13 protein-coding genes are annotated in these 18,162 nt (G+C 69.0%); 6 read left to right on the top strand and 7 right to left on the bottom strand.

Going from position 1 to position 18,162, the window contains the following annotated elements; all coding sequences use genetic code 11:
* Positions 1 to 191 precede the first annotated feature (191 nt).
* The 4 genes from IU476_RS24000 (at position 192) to IU476_RS23985 (ending at position 7,255) form a co-directional block, all read left to right on the top strand.
* Positions 192 to 4,001, top strand: a complete 3,810-nt coding sequence (locus tag IU476_RS24000) for a multifunctional oxoglutarate decarboxylase/oxoglutarate dehydrogenase thiamine pyrophosphate-binding subunit/dihydrolipoyllysine-residue succinyltransferase subunit (RefSeq protein WP_438944058.1) — start codon at positions 192 to 194, stop codon at positions 3,999 to 4,001.
* Between the two features lie 138 nt (positions 4,002 to 4,139).
* Complete coding sequence (locus IU476_RS23995) at positions 4,140 to 4,856, top strand: AAA family ATPase (RefSeq protein WP_195103643.1); 717 nt, start codon at positions 4,140 to 4,142, stop codon at positions 4,854 to 4,856.
* A gap of 180 nt (positions 4,857 to 5,036) precedes the next feature.
* Positions 5,037 to 5,735 carry a PadR family transcriptional regulator gene (locus IU476_RS23990; RefSeq protein ID WP_195103641.1) on the top strand — a complete coding sequence of 233 codons (699 nt, stop codon included), beginning with the start codon at positions 5,037 to 5,039 and terminating at the stop codon, positions 5,733 to 5,735.
* Positions 5,736 to 5,776: 41 nt separating this feature from the next.
* Complete coding sequence (locus IU476_RS23985; RefSeq protein WP_195103639.1) at positions 5,777 to 7,255, top strand: DHA2 family efflux MFS transporter permease subunit; 1,479 nt, start codon at positions 5,777 to 5,779, stop codon at positions 7,253 to 7,255.
* A gap of 105 nt (positions 7,256 to 7,360) precedes the next feature.
* On the opposite strand, the gene IU476_RS23980 is transcribed toward IU476_RS23985, so the two are convergent.
* Positions 7,361 to 9,259 carry a molybdopterin-dependent oxidoreductase gene (locus IU476_RS23980; RefSeq protein ID WP_195103637.1) on the bottom strand — a complete coding sequence of 633 codons (1,899 nt, stop codon included), beginning with the start codon at positions 9,257 to 9,259 and terminating at the stop codon, positions 7,361 to 7,363.
* A 319-nt stretch (positions 9,260 to 9,578) separates the two neighbouring features.
* On the opposite strand from IU476_RS23980, the gene IU476_RS23975 reads away from it, so the two are divergent.
* Positions 9,579 to 10,760 carry a S1C family serine protease gene (locus IU476_RS23975; protein ID WP_195103635.1) on the top strand — a complete coding sequence of 394 codons (1,182 nt, stop codon included), beginning with the start codon at positions 9,579 to 9,581 and terminating at the stop codon, positions 10,758 to 10,760.
* Between the two features lie 155 nt (positions 10,761 to 10,915).
* Here the strand turns inward: IU476_RS23975 and IU476_RS23970 are convergent, their stop codons facing one another.
* The 5 genes from IU476_RS23970 to IU476_RS23950 all read right to left on the bottom strand — a co-directional run bounded on the left by IU476_RS23970 (position 10,916) and on the right by IU476_RS23950 (position 16,642).
* Complete coding sequence (locus tag IU476_RS23970; protein WP_195103632.1) at positions 10,916 to 11,341, bottom strand: VOC family protein; 426 nt, start codon at positions 11,339 to 11,341, stop codon at positions 10,916 to 10,918.
* A gap of 91 nt (positions 11,342 to 11,432) precedes the next feature.
* Positions 11,433 to 13,226 (bottom strand): AMP-dependent synthetase/ligase, encoded by a 1,794-nt coding sequence (locus IU476_RS23965; protein ID WP_195103630.1) that lies wholly within the window; start codon positions 13,224 to 13,226, stop codon positions 11,433 to 11,435.
* A 107-nt stretch (positions 13,227 to 13,333) separates the two neighbouring features.
* A complete protein-coding gene (locus tag IU476_RS23960; protein ID WP_195103628.1) occupies positions 13,334 to 14,251 on the bottom strand; it encodes an alpha/beta hydrolase in 918 nt (305 codons plus the stop codon).
* Between the two features lie 19 nt (positions 14,252 to 14,270).
* Positions 14,271 to 15,101, bottom strand: coding sequence for an SDR family NAD(P)-dependent oxidoreductase (locus IU476_RS23955; RefSeq protein ID WP_195103626.1), 831 nt, complete (start codon positions 15,099 to 15,101; stop codon positions 14,271 to 14,273).
* On the bottom strand, positions 15,098 to 16,642 hold the full coding sequence (locus IU476_RS23950) for a flavin-containing monooxygenase (protein WP_195103624.1): 1,545 nt from the start codon (positions 16,640 to 16,642) through the stop codon (positions 15,098 to 15,100). Before IU476_RS23950 ends, IU476_RS23955 begins: the two co-directional genes overlap by 4 nt.
* Positions 16,643 to 16,710: 68 nt before the next feature.
* Between IU476_RS23950 and IU476_RS23945 the strand changes: the two genes are divergently transcribed.
* Positions 16,711 to 17,337, top strand: coding sequence for a TetR/AcrR family transcriptional regulator (locus IU476_RS23945; RefSeq protein WP_195103621.1), 627 nt, complete (start codon positions 16,711 to 16,713; stop codon positions 17,335 to 17,337).
* Between the two features lie 6 nt (positions 17,338 to 17,343).
* Here IU476_RS23945 and IU476_RS23940 read toward each other — a convergent pair whose 3' ends face one another.
* On the bottom strand, positions 17,344 to 18,051 hold the full coding sequence (locus tag IU476_RS23940) for a chymotrypsin family serine protease (protein WP_195103619.1): 708 nt from the start codon (positions 18,049 to 18,051) through the stop codon (positions 17,344 to 17,346).
* Positions 18,052 to 18,162 lie beyond the last annotated feature (111 nt).

The raw sequence follows: 18,162 nt of genomic DNA, 5'->3' as shown, positions 1-18,162 counted from the left end.
GCACGCGGGACGGGGACGCATGCGAAAGATTTGCGTAACTCGAAGAAACCCGCGGAGACCGCCGTGGGGCGCGGTGCCGGGCCTGGGCCTATCCTCGGAAAGGGCGCATCGGCGCGTAGCACGCCGATTACCCGTGCCGAGCACGTCACAAACGTCGCAGCGCGAAGAACGAAATGAGGCGAACACCTGCTGTGAGCAGCTCAACATCCCAGTTCGGACAGAACCAGTGGCTAGTCGACGAGATGTACCAGAAGTACAAGCAAGACCCGTCGTCGGTCGACGAGAGCTGGCACGAGTTCCTGGCCGACTACACACCGGAGTCGACGGGTGACACCAACAGCTCGGGCCGGGTGGGTGTTGACGCTTCTCCCGCGCCCGCGGCTCCGACGACCGCCGCCACCTCCGCGCCCGCCGCCGCCCCGACCCCGGCACCGGCGCCCGCTCCGAAGGCGCCCGCCGCCGCGGCCGCCGCCTCGCCCGCACCGAAGGTGAACGCGGCGTCCTCCTCGGCCGCGGCTCCGCCGCAGGCGCGCACCCCCCAGACCACTCCGGCGCCGGCCTCCAACGCCGCGCCGACCACCGGCGCCCCCAAGGCCGCCGAGTCCGCCGACGAGTCGAAGGTGCTGCGCGGCCCGGCCGCCGCCATCGTCAAGAACATGTCGTCGTCGCTGACCATCCCGACCGCGACCAGCGTCCGCGCCATCCCCGCGAAGCTGATGATCGACAACCGCCTGGTGATCAACAATCACCTGGCCCGCACCCGCGGCGGCAAGATCTCCTTCACCCACCTGCTCGGCTACGCGATCGTGCAGGCGGTCAAGGCCTTCCCGAACATGAACCGGCACTTCGCCGAGGTCGACGGGAAGCCGAACGCGGTCACCCCCGCGCACACCAACCTGGGCCTGGCCATCGACCTGCCCGGCAAGAACGGCAACCGGACCCTGGTCGTCGCGGCCATCAAGAACTGCGAGTCGATGACCTTCGCGCAGTTCCACACCGCCTACGAGGACATCGTCCGGCGCGCCCGCGACGGCAAGCTGACCGCCGAGGACTTTTCCGGCGTCACCATCTCGCTGACCAACCCGGGCACCATCGGCACCAACCACTCGGTGCCGCGGCTGATGCCGGGCCAGGGCGCCATCGTCGGCGCGGGCGCGATGGAGTACCCGGCCGAGTTCCAGGGCATGAGCGACCAGCAGCTGGCCGAGATCGGCATCGGCAAGCTGATGACGCTGACCTCGACCTACGACCACCGCATCATCCAGGGCGCGGAGTCCGGCGACTTCCTGCGCACCATCCACCAGCTGCTGATCTCCGACGAGTTCTACGACGAGATCTTCCACGGCATGGGCGTGCCGTACGAGCCGGTGCGCTGGCGCAAGGACGTCAAGGAGCGCGGCGTCGACAAGAGCGTCCGCGTCCAGGAGCTCATCGCCGCCTACCGCAACCGCGGCCACCTGATGGCCGACACCGACCCGCTGCGCCTGGTCAAGGACAAGTTCCGCAGCCACCCCGACCTGGACGTCACCCAGCACGGCCTGACCCTGTGGGACCTGGACCGCGAATTCAACGTCGCGGGTTTCCACGGCCAGGAGCGGATGAAGCTGCGCGACGTGCTGTCGCTGCTGCGCGACGCCTACTGCCGCCACGTCGGCGTGGAGTACACCCACATCCTCGACCCGGAGCAGTTGCAGTGGCTGCAGGAGCGGGTCGAGCAGAAGCACGCGAAACCCACTGTCGCGCAGCAGAAGTACATCCTGAGCCGGCTGAACGCGGCGGAGGCCTTCGAGACCTTCCTGCAGACCAAGTACGTCGGCCAGAAGCGCTTCTCGCTGGAGGGCGCGGAGTCGGTCATCCCGATGATGGACGCCGTCATCGACCAGTGCGCCGAGCACGGGCTCGACGAGGTCGTCATCGGCATGCCGCACCGCGGTCGCCTGAACGTGCTGGCCAACATCGTCGGCAAGCCGTACTCGCAGATCTTCACCGAGTTCGAGGGCAACATGAACCCGGCCGCCACGCACGGCTCGGGCGACGTGAAGTACCACCTCGGCGCGCACGGCACCTACATCCAGATGTTCGGCGACAACGACATCGAGGTGTCGCTGACCGCCAACCCGTCGCACCTCGAGGCCGTCGACCCGGTGCTGGAGGGTCTGGTCCGCGCCAAGCAGGACCTGCTCACCAAGGAGGACCTGGTCACCAAGGGCGAGGAGGCGCGCACCTTCTCCGTGGTGCCGCTGATGCTGCACGGTGACGCGGCCTTCGCCGGCCAGGGTGTGGTCGCCGAGACGCTGAACCTGTCGGGCCTGCGCGGCTACCGCGTCGGCGGCACCGTGCACATCGTGGTGAACAACCAGATCGGCTTCACCACCGCGCCGGAGAACAGCCGCTCCACCGAATACTCCACGGACATCGCGAAATTCATCGGCGCCCCGGTGTTCCACGTGAACGGCGACGACCCGGAGGCCTGCACCTGGGTCGCGCGGCTGGCCACCGACTTCCGCGAGCGGTTCCACAAGGACGTCGTGATCGACCTGATCTGCTACCGGCGTCGCGGCCACAACGAGGGCGACGACCCGTCGATGACCCAGCCGTACATGTACGACGTCATCGACACCAAGCGCAGCGTCCGCAAGTCCTACACCGAGTCGCTGATCGGCCGCGGCGACATCTCGATGAAGGAAGCCGAAGACGCCCTGCGCGATTACCAGGGTCAGTTGGAACGGGTCTTCAACGAGGTCCGCGAGCTGGAGAAGTACACGCCGGAGCCGAGCGAGTCGGTCGAGGAGGAGCAGACCGTTCCCGGCACCGTCGTCACGGCCGTGGACAAGTCGGTGCTGCAGCGCATCGGCGACGCGTTCGTCAACGTGCCCGAGGGCTTCAGCGTGCACCCGCGCGTCAAGCCGGTGCTGGACCGCCGCCGCGAGATGGCCTACGAGGGCAAGGTGGACTGGGCGTTCGCCGAACTGCTGGCCTTCGGCACGCTGATCGACGAGGGCCGCGCGGTGCGCCTGACCGGTCAGGACTCCCGGCGCGGCACGTTCACCCAGCGGCACTCGGTGGTCATCGACCGCAAGACGGGCGCGGAGTACACGCCGCTGCACAACATCGGCAGCACCAATCCCGGCTGGTTCGCGGTGCACGACTCGGCGCTGAGCGAATTCGCCGCCGTCGGTTTCGAATACGGCTACTCGCTGGGCAACCCGGACGCACTCGTGCTGTGGGAGGCGCAGTTCGGTGACTTCGTCAACGGCGCGCAGTCCATCATCGACGAGTTCATCTCCTCCGGTGAGGCCAAGTGGGGCCAGCTGTCGGAGGTCGTGCTGCTGCTGCCGCACGGTCACGAGGGTCAGGGTCCCGACCACACCTCGGGCCGCATCGAGCGGTTCCTGCAGCTGTGCGCGGAGGGTTCGATGACGGTGGCGGTGCCGTCGACGCCGTCGAACTACTTCCACCTGCTGCGCCGGCACGTGCTCGACGGCATCCGCCGCCCGCTGATCGTCTTCACCCCGAAGTCGATGCTGCGCAACAAGGCCGTGGTCTCCAACATCGAGGACTTCACCGACGCCAAGTTCCGCTCGGTGCTCGAGGAGCCGACCTACGAGAGCGGCGACGGCGACCGCGGCAAGGTCAAGCGGATCCTGCTGACCTCCGGCAAGCTCTACTACGAGCTGGTCGCGGAGAAGGTCAAGAAGAACCGCGACGACGTGGCGATCGTCCGCATCGAGCAGCTGTACCCGATCCCGTCCTACCGGCTCAACGAGAAGCTGGCGACCTACCCGAACGCCACCGATCTGGCGTGGGTCCAGGAGGAACCGGCCAACCAGGGCGCCTGGCCGTTCTTCGGCCTGAACCTGCCGGAGTTCCTGCCCGAGCGGTTCGGCCGCCTGCGCCGCATCTCCCGCCGCGCCATGTCGGCCCCGTCCTCGGGTTCGAGCAAGGTGCACGCGGTGGAGCAGGCCGAGATCATCGGCGAGGCGTTCTCCCCGACCGCGTAAGTTCGTCCGCACCGTGCGCCGGGCCGAATTCGCTTCCCACGGAAGCGGTTCGGCCCGGCGTTCGGCGTTTCCGGGGGTGTCGCCGCCGCCGCGGGCCGCGCCGGACATCGAAAACGGCGGCGCGGCAGGGGGTGTCGAATGAGTGAGCTGTTGCTGCGGCGAGTGGAGTTCGTGCGGAACGAGCATTACACCCTGGACCCGTGGCACCTGGAGGTGCCCGCCATCGCCGAAATATGCTCCGACGGACTGCTTTTCGAGAACTCCGTGACGGTGATCGTCGGCGAGAACGGGGTCGGGAAGTCGACCCTGGTGGAAGCGATCGCCGAAAGCTGGAGGTCCGGCATGCGGCGGGCCGAGGACGACATGTGGGCACCGGGAGGCATCCCGGACGACGGGGCACTGTCCCACCACCTGCGGTGCGACGGTGTCTACCCGCGCCCCACGAACGGCGGATTCCTGCGCGCGGAGGCGATGATCAACCTGTTCGCCCGCGCCGACGCGACGCGGGTACGGGAGACCGATCCGTCCTGGAGCGCGCTGTCGCACGGTCAATCGTTCCTGCGGTATATCGCCGAAAGGCCTGTGGGGCAAGGACTCTGGCTGCTCGACGAGCCGGAGGCGGCGCTGTCGTTCCAGTCCTGCCTGGCGCTGCTGGGCGTGCTGATCGATCTGGCGGCCGAGGGGTCGCAGGTGATCATGGCGACGCACTCGCCGCTGCTCGCCGCGTGTCCGGACGCCGAGATCACGGAACTCACCGAGGACGGTATCGAGTATCGCGAGTGGGATCAGCTCGACATGGTCCGCAACTGGCGCGCGTTCCTGGATTCCCCGCAGCACTACCTCCGCCACCTGTAGGCGCCGTACCCGGAATGGCACCGCGAGGGCGGTGATTGTTCGGGTCGGCTTTGTGACCGCGGTCATGGACTCTTGTTCAGTTGGGGTTCGGGGCCGTATATTCGGCGTGGAATATTTGATGTGGGGGATGTCGTCGGCTCGGACTAGAGTCGCGAGGACAGGTACGGAGGGAGTTCCACGATGACGAAGCAGCCGGGTGCGACGCTGACGCCGTTGGCGATGGCGGTGCTCGCGCTGCTGGAGGAACGGCCGATGCATCCCTACGAGATGTATCAACTATTGCTGCAGCGCCGGGAGGATTATCTGCTGAAGATCCGCCCGGGCTCCCTGTACCACACGGTGGCGCGGCTGGCCGAGCAAGGACTCGTGCACGCCGAGGGCACGGATCGGGCGGGCAACCGGCCCGAACGCACCACGTACCGGATCGCCGAATCCGGCACCGCCGCGCTGCGTACCCGGATCGCCGACCTCATCCGCCGACCGATCCGCGAGTACCCGATCTTCCCGCTGGCCATGTCCGAGGCGCACAACCTGCCGCGCGACGAGGTGATCGCGCTGGTGCGCGAGCGCATCGGCTGGCTCGACAACGACCTCACCGAGATCGACGCCCTGCACGACTGGCTCACCACCCACCAGGTGCCCCGGCGCTACTGGATGGTGATCGAATACCTGCGCGGGCAGCTGGACGCCGAACTGGCGTGGCTGCGCCGCCTCGTCCTCGACCTCGAGTCCGGCGCCCTGCCCTGGGACGAGTTCACCGCCGAGGGCATCCGGGTGGCCGCGCCCACCGACACCGGCCACCTCGGCCACGGCTGGGGCGCGGCCGTCACCGACGACGTGCTCGCCGAGCTGCGCAGCGGCGGCGCCACGCCCGCCTGACCCGAGACCCGCTTCTCCTTCCTAGAACAGGAACGAAATCCATGACCACTCAACGCAATCCGTGGCTGGCGCTGTACGCGCTGGTCGTCGGGTTCTTCATGATCCTGCTGGATATGACCATCGTCGCGGTGGCCAACCCGGCGATCATGACCGACCTGCACACCGATATCACCAAGGTCATCTGGGTGACCAGCGCCTACCTGCTCACCTACGCGGTGCCGCTGCTGGTGACGGGGCGCCTCGGAGATCGCTACGGCCCCAAGAACGTCTACCTCGTCGGCTTGGCCGTCTTCACCGCCGCCTCGCTGTGGTGCGCCGTCTCGACCAGCGTCGAGATGCTGATCGCGGCGCGCGCGGTGCAGGGTCTGGGCGCGGCGCTGATGACGCCGCAGACCATGGCCGTCATCACCCGCACCTTCCCGCCCGACAAGCGCGGCGCGGCCATGGGCCTGTGGGGCGGCGTCGCCGGCCTGGCCACCCTGGTCGGTCCGATCCTGGGCGGCGTGCTCGTCGACTGGCAGGGCTGGAACTGGATCTTCTACATCAACGTGCCGATCGGCATCGTCGCCTTCGTGCTGGCCCTCTGGCTGGTGCCGTCGCTGGAGACCCACGAGCACAAGTTCGACCTGGTCGGCGTGGCGCTCAGCGCGGTCGGCATGTTCCTGCTGGTGTTCGGCATCCAGGAGGGCAACGCGCACGACTGGAACGGCTGGATCTGGGCGATGATCGTCGCCGGTCTGGTGGTGCTGGGCCTGTTCGTGGTCAACCAGGCCCGCAACACCGGTGAGCCGCTGGTGCCGATGAGCCTGTTCCGCGATCGCAACTTCGCGCTGTCGAGCGTGGCCATCGCCGCCATGGGCGCCGCGGTCACCGCCCTGATGGTGCCGTCGTACTTCTACCTGGAGGCGGTGCGGGAGTTCTCGCCGACGCGCTCGGCGCTGGTGTTCGCGCCGATGGCGATCGTCACCGGCTTCACCGCCCCGTTCATCGGCAAGGTGTCCGACCGGATGCCGCCGCGCATCCTGCCGACCATCGGTTTCGCGCTGTTCGCGGCCTCGGTGTTCGGCTTCGCCGCGCTGATGAAGCCGGACAGCTCGATCGCGCTGTTCCTGGTGATCGCCGCGGTCGCGGGTCTGTCCAACTCCTGCATCTGGGCGCCGCTGGCCTCCACCGCCACCCGCAACCTCCCGGTCCACCAGGCCGGCGCGGGCGCGGGCGTCTACAACACCACCCGCCAGGTCGGCTCGGTCCTCGGCAGCGCCGCGATCAGCGCCCTGATCTCGGCCCGGATGGCGGCCCAGGGCCTCGGCGACACCAACGCCGCCGAGGGCGGCGGCACCGGCATGGGCAAACTCCCGGACTTCATCCTCGACAAGTTCAGCACCGCCCTCGGCCAGTCGATGATCCTCCCCGCCGTCATCCTCCTGGTCGGCGTAGCCGCCTCGGCCCTGTTCATCGGCTCCAAGTCGAAACAGGACACCCCGGACGACACAAAGGTCCCGGCCGACATCGGCCACTGAGTTCCACCTCGTCGGCCCGGTGCACTCGCACCGGGCCGACGTGCTTTTACGGCACCGAATCGACCAGTGACGCAAGCTTTTCCGCGCTGTTCGCGATATGCGGCATCAGGCTACTCGGACCGAGACGTCGGGGTAGCCGGTGGCGCCGTCGGGGATGACGTCGCGGAGGTCGGAGGTTTGGACCTCGCCGGTGCCGTCGGTGGCGCGGGCGCGGAGGGTGTGGGGGCCGGGGGTGGCGTCCCAGTCGTAGACCCATTGGCGCCAGGTGTCTGTGGAGGGTTCGGCGGCTAGGCGGGCGGGTTGCCATGGGCCGTCGTCGATTTGGACCTCGACGGCGGTGATGCCGCGGTGCTGGGCCCAGGCGACGCCCGCGACGGGGACGCGGCCCGCGGTGAGGCGGGCGCCGACGCGGGGGGTATCGATGCGGGTGCCGGTTTTGATGGGGCCGCGGGCCGACCAGCCGCGTTTGGTCCAATAGGCTTGGGCGCGGTCGAATCTCGTGATCTCGAGTTCTGTGACCCATTTGGTGGCGGACACGTAGCCGTACAGGCCGGGGACCACCAGCCGGGCCGGGTAGCCGTGCCGCACGGGGAGCGGTTCGCCGTTCATGCCGACGGCGAGCAGGGCGTCGCGGCCGTCGGTGAGCGTGGCGAGCGGGCTGCCCGCGGTGAAGCCGTCGATGCTGCGTGAGAGGACCATGTCGGCGTCGGGGTGCGGGCCCGCCTCGGCGAGGAGTTCGTCGAGCCGGTAGCCGAGCCAGTGCGCGTTGCCGATCAGATCGCCGCCCACCGGATTCGACACGCACGTCAGGGTCACCAGCCGCTCGACCGGGGTGCGCCGCGCGAGATCGGCGTAGCTCAATCGGATCTCGCGCTCGACCATGCCGTGGATGCGCAGCGACCAGGTCTCCGTACTGACCTGCGGCACCACCAGCGCGGTATCGATCCGGTAGAAGTCACTGTTCGGCGTCACATACGGCGTGAGCCCCGGAACCCGAAGCTCCGCAGCCGGATCCACCGCCACCCCACCCACCTCCGGCACCGGCAACCGCACCCCCGCCCGCTCCCCCGTCACATCGTGCACCCGACCCCCCAACACCCGCCCCGCCACCCCCGCCACTCCCGCAAGCACCCCCACCCCTACAATCCCCCGCACCACTTGCCTACGATCCACCCCACCCCCGAAACCCCTTGCCCCCGAATCCTTTTCCCCACCACCCGCTCGCGCACCCACGTCGCCCACCCGAGTAATCCCACCCGCTACGGCCTCCCCTCCACCCGCTCCGGCAGCCTCGCCGCCCACCTGGGCAACCTGCCCACCTGCTCCAGGAACCCCATCGCCCCCACGGCTTCTCGCCTCGCCCGCCCGAGTGGTCTCACCACCCGCTACGGCAGCCCCTCCGCCTGCCTGTCCGCCTACTTCGGCAGTCTCGCCGCTCATCCAGCCACCTGCGTCGGGGGCGTCGCCCGCGTGGGCGGCCTCGCCGCCCATGTCGGTAGCCTTGGTGCCTGCGGCATCGCCAGGGGTCGGAAGCTTTTCGCGAGGGCCACCGGGCGATGTCCGCGGAGCGGCTTCGGAGGCCTCGCAGCGGCGGATTGTCCAGCGCAGCACCGTTATTCCGATGGCTACGCCGATGAGCGTGGGGAGGGCCCAGGTCCAGGTGGCGGTGGGGCGGTTGGTGGCGGCGAGGGTGGCGGCTATGCCGAACGCGGCGAACAGGGTGGAGCCGATCGGGCGGGTGGTGCGTTCCCATCGACCGGCGAGTGCCGCTACCCCTATCGCGACAACCCCCATGGACACGAACAGGACCAGCTTGTCGTTGGTGCCGAAGGTGTCGATGGCCCACTCCCGGATTCGGTCGGGGGTGTGGTCGACGACCGTCGAGCCGAGTGCGGCCAAGGGTGCGCTGCCGGGGCCGACGGGCACCGACACCAGTTCGGCGACACCCAGGGCGAGTGCGGCGGCGGCGATACCGCCCGCGGCGCGCAGTCCGGATCCGGTCATGGCGCGAGCGTACTGCGGTTTTCCGTACCGGATCGCCGGAAAACCGGCCGCGAGCCCCCGCGTCACACTTTCGTCAGAACCTCGGAAACCGGACAGAGGCACCCCGTCCACACGCCTTCGAATCGCGACTTCGCCCGAAAGGAACCGACGGACCGGTCGGAGCCCACGGCACCGAATATCGCCTCCGCCGATGCCCGCCCCATTCCCAGCGAGGCGCGAACGTGAGGTCGGGCACGTTGCCGGTTCCACGGCCACCGCCCAGCCGGTTCTCAGGAATCGCGCGCTTAATGGAAAGGAGAGCCGACCATACGAGGACGTGATGACCTTGCATCCGAATCAGGGCAATTGGCCGGGACCGTCGCAATATCCCTACGGTCCGCCGCCGGGTGGCTACGAACCGCAGCGACCGCCCCGCCGGCACGGGGTGAACTTCACCGTCGTCGCCGCCCTGGTGCTGGCCGTGGCCGTCGCCATCGGCCTGGTGGCCGCCCGCTTCGAGACCTACCACCACACCACGACGGCCCCACCGGCGCAGTCGGGCGACGTCGTGCAGGCCTTCGACGGCCAGAGCAAGGCCGACCTGGACGAGGCCGCCCAGAACGTGGTGTCCGGCATCGTCACGATCAACACCGAACTGGGCCTGCAGGGCGGCGGCGGGGCGGGCACCGGCATCGTGCTCACCTCCGACGGCGAAGTGCTCACCAACAATCACGTGGTCGAGGGCGCCACCCGGATCGAGGCGACCAGCCTCGGCAACGGCAAGACCTACCAGGCCTCGGTGGTCGGCTACGACCGCACGAACGATCTGGCGGTGCTGCGGCTGTCCGGCGCGTCCGGCCTGCCGACGGCCCCGCTGGGCGACTCCGACAAGGTCTCGGTCGGCGACGAGATCGTGGGCGTCGGCAACGCGGGCGGCACCGGCCGCCCGACCGCGGCGAGCGGCAAGGTCACCGCGCTGAACCGGTCGATCACGGCCAGCGACGAATCCTCCGGCAGCTCCGAGCAATTGACCGGACTCATCCAGGTCCAGGCGAACATCCAGCCCGGCGATTCCGGCGGGCCGCTGGTCGACAGCTCGGGCAAGGTCGTGGGCGTGAACACGGCCGCCTCGCAGGGCTTCCGGCTCGGCGCCGGCGGCGGCCAGGGCTTCGCCATCCCGATCAACAAGGCCTTGTCGATCGCCGAGCAGATTCAGGCCGGTACCGCGTCGAACACCGTGCACATCGGTCCGACGGCCTTCCTCGGTCTCACGGTCAGCGATGCCAACGGCGCGGGCGCGCTGGTCCGCAATATCGTCCGCGGCGGCCCCGCCGACGAACTCGGCCTGACCTCCGGCAGCGTCATCACCGCCATCGACGGCGACCGCATCGACTCGGCCAACACCCTGATCGCGACGATGGACAAACACCACCCGGGCGACAATGTGAACATCACCTGGACCGACGGCACCGGCCGCACCCAGACCGCCAAGGCCGAGTTGGCGGAGGGCCCGGTCGGCTGACGCCGATTCGCGTTGGAACCCACGTGGCCGACATCGCCCCGCTGATCGCCGGTTTCCTGGACCGGCTGCCCACCACCGCGACTCCGGCGCACCCGAGATAGCCCGGCAGTGAACGGCGCTGTCCGCCGACCCCACTCGCGGACAGCGCCTCCGGTTCACATGTGGGCGTCGCCGGTGTAGCCCACCATCCACGGCACCGAGAACTTGTCGGTCACCATGGCGAACACTTCGGCCCACTCGGTCCGGCCGATCGGCATGGACACCTCGCCGCCGGCCGACAGCTCCTGGAAAATCCGCTCGGCCTCCTCCTTGGTGTCCACCTCGAGCGAGACCGCGTAGCCCGGGTTGGCGGTGTTGACCGTCTCGCCCGGCGGGGCGTCCGACGCCATCAGCAGATGGTCCGTTCCGCGCAGCGGCAGTGCGGCGTGGGCGATCAGATCCGCCGTGCCTTCGGGCAGCTCGCCGCCGCCCATCTCGCTGAAGCGGATGAGCTGCAGTTCACCGCCGAATACAGACTGGTAGAACGTGAACGCCTCCTCGGCGTTGCCGTTGAAGATCAGGTAGGGATTCAGTGCCGTCACTATTGCCTCCTCGGACGAATGCCTGGCCCGGCAGACGGCAGTGGCCGCCGTCCCAGGTAGGACGACGGCCACCGGTGAAATTCATCGGTTCTCAGCCGTTGTAGATGGCCTCCACGTCGGAGGCGTAGTTCTTCATGACCACGGCCCGCTTCAGCGACATCTTCGGCGTCAGCTCGCCGGTCTCCTGCGTCCAGTCGACGGGGAGGATGCGGATCTTCTTGATCTGCTCGGCATGCGACACCAGCTTGTTGGTGTCGGCCACCGCCGCGTCGACGTCGGCCTTCAGCTCGGGCAGTTCGATCAGCTTCTCGACGGGCAGGTCGGCCGGCAGCCCGTGCCGCTCCTTCCAGCCCGGCAGTGCCTCGGGATCGAGGGTCACCAGCGCGGCGATGAACGGCTTGCCGTCGCCGACCACCATGACCTGGCTGATCAGCGGGTGCGCGCGCAGCGAGTCCTCCAGCACGGCCGGCGACACGTTCTTGCCGCCGGCGGTGACGATGATCTCCTTCTTGCGGCCGGTGATGGTGATGAAGCCCTGGTCGTCGAGCGCGCCCAGGTCACCGGTCTTGAACCAGCCGTCGGCGAAGGCGTCCTCGGTGGCGGTCGGGTTGTTCCAGTATCCGGCGAACACCACCGGGCCGCGCAGCAGCAGCTCACCGTCCTCGGCGATCTTGGCCGCGTGGCCGGGCAGCGGGCGGCCGACCGAACCGATGCGGACGTGCTCGGGGGTGTTCACCGACACCGCGGCGGTGCTCTCGGTGAGGCCGTAGCCCTCGTAGATCAGCACGCCCGCGCCGCGGAAGAAATGCCCGAGCCGCGCGCCCAGCGGGCCGCCGCCGGAGACCGCGGTCTCGCAGCGCCCGCCCATCGCCTCGCGCAGCTTGCCGTAGACGAGCTTGTCGAACACGGCGTGCTTGAGCTTGAGACCCAGTCCGGCGCCGCCCTTTTCGAGCGCCTCGCTGTAGGCGATCGCGGTCTCGGCGGCGGCGTCGAAGATCTTGCCCTTGCCGCCGTCGTGCGCCTTCTGCTTGGCGCCGTTGAACACCTTCTCGAACACGCGCGGCACCGACAGGATGAAATCGGGCTTGTACTGCCCGAACTGCTCGACCAGCGTCGACCAGTCGGCGGTGTGCGCGACGGTGACGCCCGCGTCGAACGCGGCCAGGGCCACCGCGCGGGCGAAGACGTGCGCCAGCGGCAGGAACAGCAGCGAGCGCCGGCCCGGACGCAGGAACTCCCGCATCGCCGACCGGTCGGCGGCCGACTCGGCGTAGAGGTTGGCGTGCGAGAGCATGACGCCCTTGGGGCGGCCGGTGGTGCCGGAGGTGTAGATCAGCGTCGCCGGGGAGGCCGCCTTCACCTGGGCGCGCCGCTCGTGCACGACCTGGTCGTCGAGGTCCTTGCCGCGGGCGATGAGTGCCTCGACCGCGCCGTCGTCCAGTTGCAGCACCTCGCGCAGTTCGGGCAGCCCGGACTCGATCTCGGCGATGGTGGCGCGGTGCGCGGCCTTCTCGACCACCAGCAGCTTGGTCGCGGAATCCTCCAGGATCCAGCGGGCCTGTTCGGCCGAGGAGCTGTCGTAGATGGCGACCGTGCAGCCACCCGCGGCCCAGATGGCGAAGTCCAGCACGACCCACTCGTACTGCGTGGACGCCAGGATGCCGACCCGGTCGCCCAGTTCGATCCCGGCGGCGACCAGACCCTTCGCCACGGCCGTGACGGTCTCGGCGAACTCGGCGGCGGTGACGTCGGTCCACCCGCCCTTGCCGTCCGGACGGTTGAACACCACCAGGCCCGGCGTGCGCTCGGCATGCTTGAAGGCGCCGTCGGACATGTTGGCGTCCTCGGGAATGGTGTAGGTCGCCGGGACTTCGAACTCTCGCATCGGTGCCCTTCCACGTGGTTTACTCACCGGTAATTTACGCCACTCGGGTCGGCCGGATCCGCCCGACTCCCCGGCGCGCGGGTGCGCGCCGGTAGACCGCCCGATCCCTATCCTATGGACCGCATTTGCGCTGCCCGCAGCGATTCGCCGAGGAAGGCCGCCAGCTCGCGGGTCGCCGCCGCGGCGGGTCCGACCAGCGAGGCCTGCAACTGGGCGACGTGCCACAGCCCGCGGGTGACGCTGAACTGCGTCGGCACGCCGACCCGCTCCAGCGCGGCCACCAGGCGGACGCACTGTTCGTACAGCAACTCACCCTTGTCGACCTGCACGTAGGTGGGCGGCAGCCCGCGCAGGTCGCCCAGCAGCGGCGCGTAACCGGGGTCCAGGCCGTCGCCGTCGCCCCGGTAGGCGTCCGCGCAGAACCGGGCCCACGGCTTGTTGATCACCAGATCCCGGTGGCGCTCGGAGAGCTCGTTGGGATTCGACCACGGTGCGATCAGCCCGAGCGCCGCGGGTCGCAGGCCGTGCCGGTCGCGCAGCCGCAGCGCGAGCGCCAGCGACAGCCCGCCGCCGGCCGAATCACCGGACACCGCAATGTCTTCCGGGCGCAGTCCGGTCGAGACCAGCTCCAGGAAGGCGGCCTCGGCGTCGTCGAGCGCGGCGGGGTACGGGTGCTCCGGCGCGAGCCGGTAATCCGGCAGGTAGACCGGGTGGCCCAGGTCTCGCGCCAGGTACGCCGCCAGCGAGCGGTGGGTCGCGGGCGAGCCGACGGTGTAGCCGCCGCCGTGCAGATAGAGCACCGCGCGGGTGGCGTCGGCCGTCGGCCCCGCGGTGATCCGCTCGGTCGGCCGGCCACCCAGGGTGGTCCGTTCGACCCGGGTCCCCGAGGGCGAAACCTGAAGCACCGCACCCACATCGAGCAGGGCCCGCTGCAGCCGGAACGGCAGCCGGTGGTGCATGGAGTACCGGAAGATCGGGTGCAACACCGCGCGGGCGACCGGCAGCGGCAGCGTAACAGCTGGCATAGCGGGAACTTTCATGCGATCAGGGCAGGAACCGGCCGTTCACCAGGTTCGCGATGCGCTGGTAGTACGACCCGGTGGTGCGGACGAACAGATCCAAAGCCTTGGCCTCCCAACCGATCAGCACCCGGCCGTGGCCCTTGCGCACACCCTCGGTGATGGTCTGCGCGGCCATCTCCGGCGAGTGCATCGCCAGCTTCTTGTCGAAGAACGAGGCGAACTGCTTGGCGTCGATGCCCTCGGCGTAGGTGGCGTTGCGGGCCACGGCGGTCTTGATGCCGCCGGGGTGCACACAGGTGACGTTGACCGGGTGACGGCGGGCCAGCATCTCCTGCCGCAGCGACTCGGTGAAGCCGCGCACCGCGAATTTCGCGGCGTTGTAAGCGCTTTGGCCCGGCACCGCGATCAGGCCGAACAGGCTGGACACGTTCACCACGTGGCCCTCGCCGGATTCGATCAGCAGCGGCAGAAAAGCCTTGGTGCCGTTGACGACTCCCCAGAAATCGACATCCATGATGCGCTCGATGTCCTTGAACTGGGAGTCGGCCACCTCGCCGTGGAAGGCGATGCCGGCGTTGTTGTAGATCTGGTGCACGACGCCGAAGTGCTTCTTCACCTCGTCGGCGTACAGCAGCACCGCCTCGCGCTCAGCGACGTTGAGCCGGTCGGACTTGACCTCCGCGCCCAAACCCTCACAGCGCCGGACGGTTTCGGCCAGGCCTTCTGTATCGATGTCGGACAGCGCGAGCTTCGCGCCACGGCGAGCCAGGTTCTCGGCGAGTGCCCGGCCGATGCCGGATCCCGCGCCGGTGATCACACATACCTTGCCCCGGAAGTAAGCGTCATTGCTCACGGTGCTGCCACCACTTTCAGATCGGACCGAGCGGCCCCGTCGATATTCCTGGACGTGTCGTACGCCGACACATCGAACTGCTCCAGCATTTTACGGAAGCGGAAGGTGAAATCCGGCCACAGCGTGGTGTTGTTGCCGTGCTTGTCCAGATACCAGCTGGCGCAGCCGCCGGTGTTCCAGACGCTGCCGACCAGCTTGGCCTGCAGCTCCCGGTTGTACCTGTCCTGCGCGTCCTTGCGCACCTCGACGGTGCGCAGGCCGAGCCGGTCGACGGTGGCGATCGCGTCCGCGACGTAGGTGATCTGCGATTCGATCATGTACACCATCGAGGTGTGGCCCAGGCCCACGTTCGGGCCGAGCAGGAAGAACATGTTGGGGAAGTTGGCGATCGCCGCGCCCTTGTAGCCCTGCTGGCCCGCGCTGTCGAAGACCTCGGCGAGCGTGCGGCCGTCGCGACCGGCGACGACCTCGTAGGCGGGCGAGTCGGTGACGTGGAAGCCCGTCGCGACGATCAGCGCGTCGATCTCGCGCTCGGTGCCGTCGGTGGTCACGATCGAGCCGGCCCGGATCTCCTCGATGCCGTCGGTCACCAGGTCGACGTTGTCGCGGCCGAGTGCCGGGTAGTACTCGTTGGAGATCAGCATGCGCTTGCAGCCGATGCGGAAGTTCGGGGTGACCTTGCGGCGCAGCTCCGGGTCGCGGACCTCGTAGGCCAGCTTGGCGCGCGCGATCGCCTCCAGCACCCGCATGGCGGGCGGGAACTTGGCCAGGCCGACCACCTGGGTCTCGCGCGCGGCGTAGATGGCGGCGCGGGACAGCTTCTGCACACCCGGCACGTGCTTGAACGCCAGCCGCTCGGGCAGCGTGTACGGCCGGTCGATGCGCGGCAGCAGCCACGGCGCGGTGCGCTGGTACACGTCCAGGTGCGCGACCTGCGGCGCGATCGAGGGCACGATCTGGATCGCCGAGGCGCCCGTGCCGATCACCGCGACCCGCTTGCCGGTCAGGTCGGCGTCGTGGTCCCAGCGGGCCGAGTGGAAGATCTGGCCCTCGAAGTCGTTGATGCCCTTGATGTCCGGCAGGTTCGGCTCACAGAGCGCACCGACCGCGGAGACCAGGATGTCGGCGGTGAACTCGCCCTTCGAGGTCTGCACCTCCCAGCGCGCGTCGGCGTCGTTCCAGCGCGCGCCGGTCATCTCGCAGTCGAAGACGTGCTTGTCGCGCACGCCGTGCTTGTCGGCGACGCCGCGGATGTAGCGCTGGATCTCCGGCTGCTTGGAGAACGAGCGCGACCAGTCCGGGTTCAGCGCGAAGGAGTACGAGTACAGCTGCGACGGCACGTCGCAGGCCGCGCCCGGGTAGGTGTTGTCCCGCCAGGTGCCGCCGACATCGCCGCCGCGCTCGATCACCAGGTAGTCCTCGCGGCCCTGCTGGCTGAGCCGGATCGCCAAGCCCAGACCCGAGAACCCGCTGCCGACGATCAGTACGTGTACATGACGGGCGGTCCGGTCGACGCCTTTGTCTGTAACCTTGCGACTCATGTACCTGAGCGTAGGGGTTTATTGAGCCGGAGTCAACAGTATTGAATCACGTTCAGTAGGATGGTGCCGTGAGCAGAGCCCCTGGTGAGAACGGCAAGCGGGTACGACTGAGCCCGGACGAGCGCCGGGAGCAGCTGATCGCGCTGGGCGTGCGGATGCTCGCCGACCGCGCCCTCGAGGACATCTCCGTCGGCGATATCGCCCAGCAGGCCGGGATCTCCCGGGGCCTGCTGTTCCACTACTTCCCGTCCAAACAGGACTTCCATCTCGCGATCGCGCAGCGCGCCAACGCCGAGTTGCTGGCCCGCACCGCGCCCGATCCCGACCTGCCGCTGTTCGACATGCTGCGCGACGCGGTGCAGCGCTACGTCGACTACGTCAGCGAGAACCGCACCTCGTACCTGGCGCTGCTGCGCGGACCGGCCAGCGCCAGTCCGGAATTGATGGTTCTGGTCGACCAGACGCGCGGGGCGATCGTCGACCGGATCCTCGGCGAAGCGCCGATCCCGATCGAGGATCCGGACCGGCCGCGGCTGCGGCTGGCGGTGCGCGGCTGGATCGCCTTCGTCGAGGAGATCACGCTGAGCTGGCTGCGCCACGACACCATCACGCGCGAGCAGCTGATCGACATGCTGGTCGAATCGCTGCCCGCGCTGGCGCTCAATCCGCTGCTGACCGAGGCGCTGCGCCCCTGAGCCCGGCTATCCGGCGACGTACCAGCGAAACGACTCCGAGCGGTCGGGGCCGCGGCGCTGGATCTGGTCACCGAGGCGCACGGCCGGCTCCACCAGCGTGAAATCCGAACCCGTGCCGACCACGATGCCCACGAACAGGGCCATGCCGTAGCTGGTGGGGCTGTAGACGATGCCGCCGGAATCGCCGTGGTCCACCGGGAAGGTGGTGCGCAGGTTGGTGTCGCTGACGCTGCTGATCGTGCCGCAGGTCTTGCCGGTGCGGCTGCCCAGCTTGCACACCTTCTGACCCACCTTCGGGTCGCTGTCCACCGCGGTGATCGCCACCTCGTCGGTCTTGGCGGAGACGACGACGTTGTCGGCGAGGCGCACCATCGCGAAGCCGAGGTCGTCGACCTCGCCGTCGGGCACGCCGAATTCGTAACTGCCGAGGTGGCGGCCGTTGCCGTCGCGCACCTGGGCGCCTCGCTCGAAGCAGTGGCCCGCCGTGATCGCGTACTTGTCCGGCCCGATGTGGCCGGTCATGCCGACCGAGCACACCTGCCCCGCGGTCCGGATGGACATGCCCGGGGACACCCGCACCTCGCCGGCGGCGTGCGCGGGCGACACCACCGTGAACGCGGCGACCAGCAAGGCGATGACCAGCAGCGCGACCGTGCCCGGGCCACGAAGGCTACGGGCGGGCAGCGCGATCCGGGGAAGAGCGAGGGGTGGCATGGCGGCTCCGAAAGTGACAGCGAGGCTTACACATTAAGCCCACCACGCGTGTAGCACCAGAATTGGGTATATCGGTGCCGATCCTACCGCGCGTCCGGGTCCCGGCGGGGC

The sequence above is a fragment of the Nocardia blacklockiae genome, from assembly GCF_015477355.1.
Taxonomy (GTDB): Bacteria; Actinomycetota; Actinomycetes; order Mycobacteriales; family Mycobacteriaceae; genus Nocardia; species Nocardia blacklockiae.
The sequence above is the reverse complement of the archived record's forward strand: the minus strand, read 5'-3'. Positions and strand labels throughout refer to the sequence as shown.

What these genes read in the sequence shown, in the direction of transcription:
- IU476_RS23995 (WP_195103643.1), top strand. Translation starts at nt 4,140, where the DNA reads ATGAGTGAGCTGTTGCTGCGGCGAGTGGAGTTCGTGCGGAACGAGCAT.
- IU476_RS23990 (WP_195103641.1), top strand. Translation starts at nt 5,037, where the DNA reads ATGACGAAGCAGCCGGGTGCGACGCTGACGCCGTTGGCGATGGCGGTG.
- IU476_RS23985 (WP_195103639.1), top strand. Translation starts at nt 5,777, where the DNA reads ATGACCACTCAACGCAATCCGTGGCTGGCGCTGTACGCGCTGGTCGTC.
- IU476_RS23980 (WP_195103637.1), bottom strand. Translation starts at nt 9,259, where the DNA reads ATGACCGGATCCGGACTGCGCGCCGCGGGCGGTATCGCCGCCGCCGCA.
- IU476_RS23975 (WP_195103635.1), top strand. Translation starts at nt 9,579, where the DNA reads ATGACCTTGCATCCGAATCAGGGCAATTGGCCGGGACCGTCGCAATAT.
- IU476_RS23965 (WP_195103630.1), bottom strand. Translation starts at nt 13,226, where the DNA reads ATGCGAGAGTTCGAAGTCCCGGCGACCTACACCATTCCCGAGGACGCC.
- IU476_RS23960 (WP_195103628.1), bottom strand. Translation starts at nt 14,251, where the DNA reads ATGCCAGCTGTTACGCTGCCGCTGCCGGTCGCCCGCGCGGTGTTGCAC.
- IU476_RS23950 (WP_195103624.1), bottom strand. Translation starts at nt 16,642, where the DNA reads ATGAGTCGCAAGGTTACAGACAAAGGCGTCGACCGGACCGCCCGTCAT.
- IU476_RS23940 (WP_195103619.1), bottom strand. Translation starts at nt 18,051, where the DNA reads ATGCCACCCCTCGCTCTTCCCCGGATCGCGCTGCCCGCCCGTAGCCTT.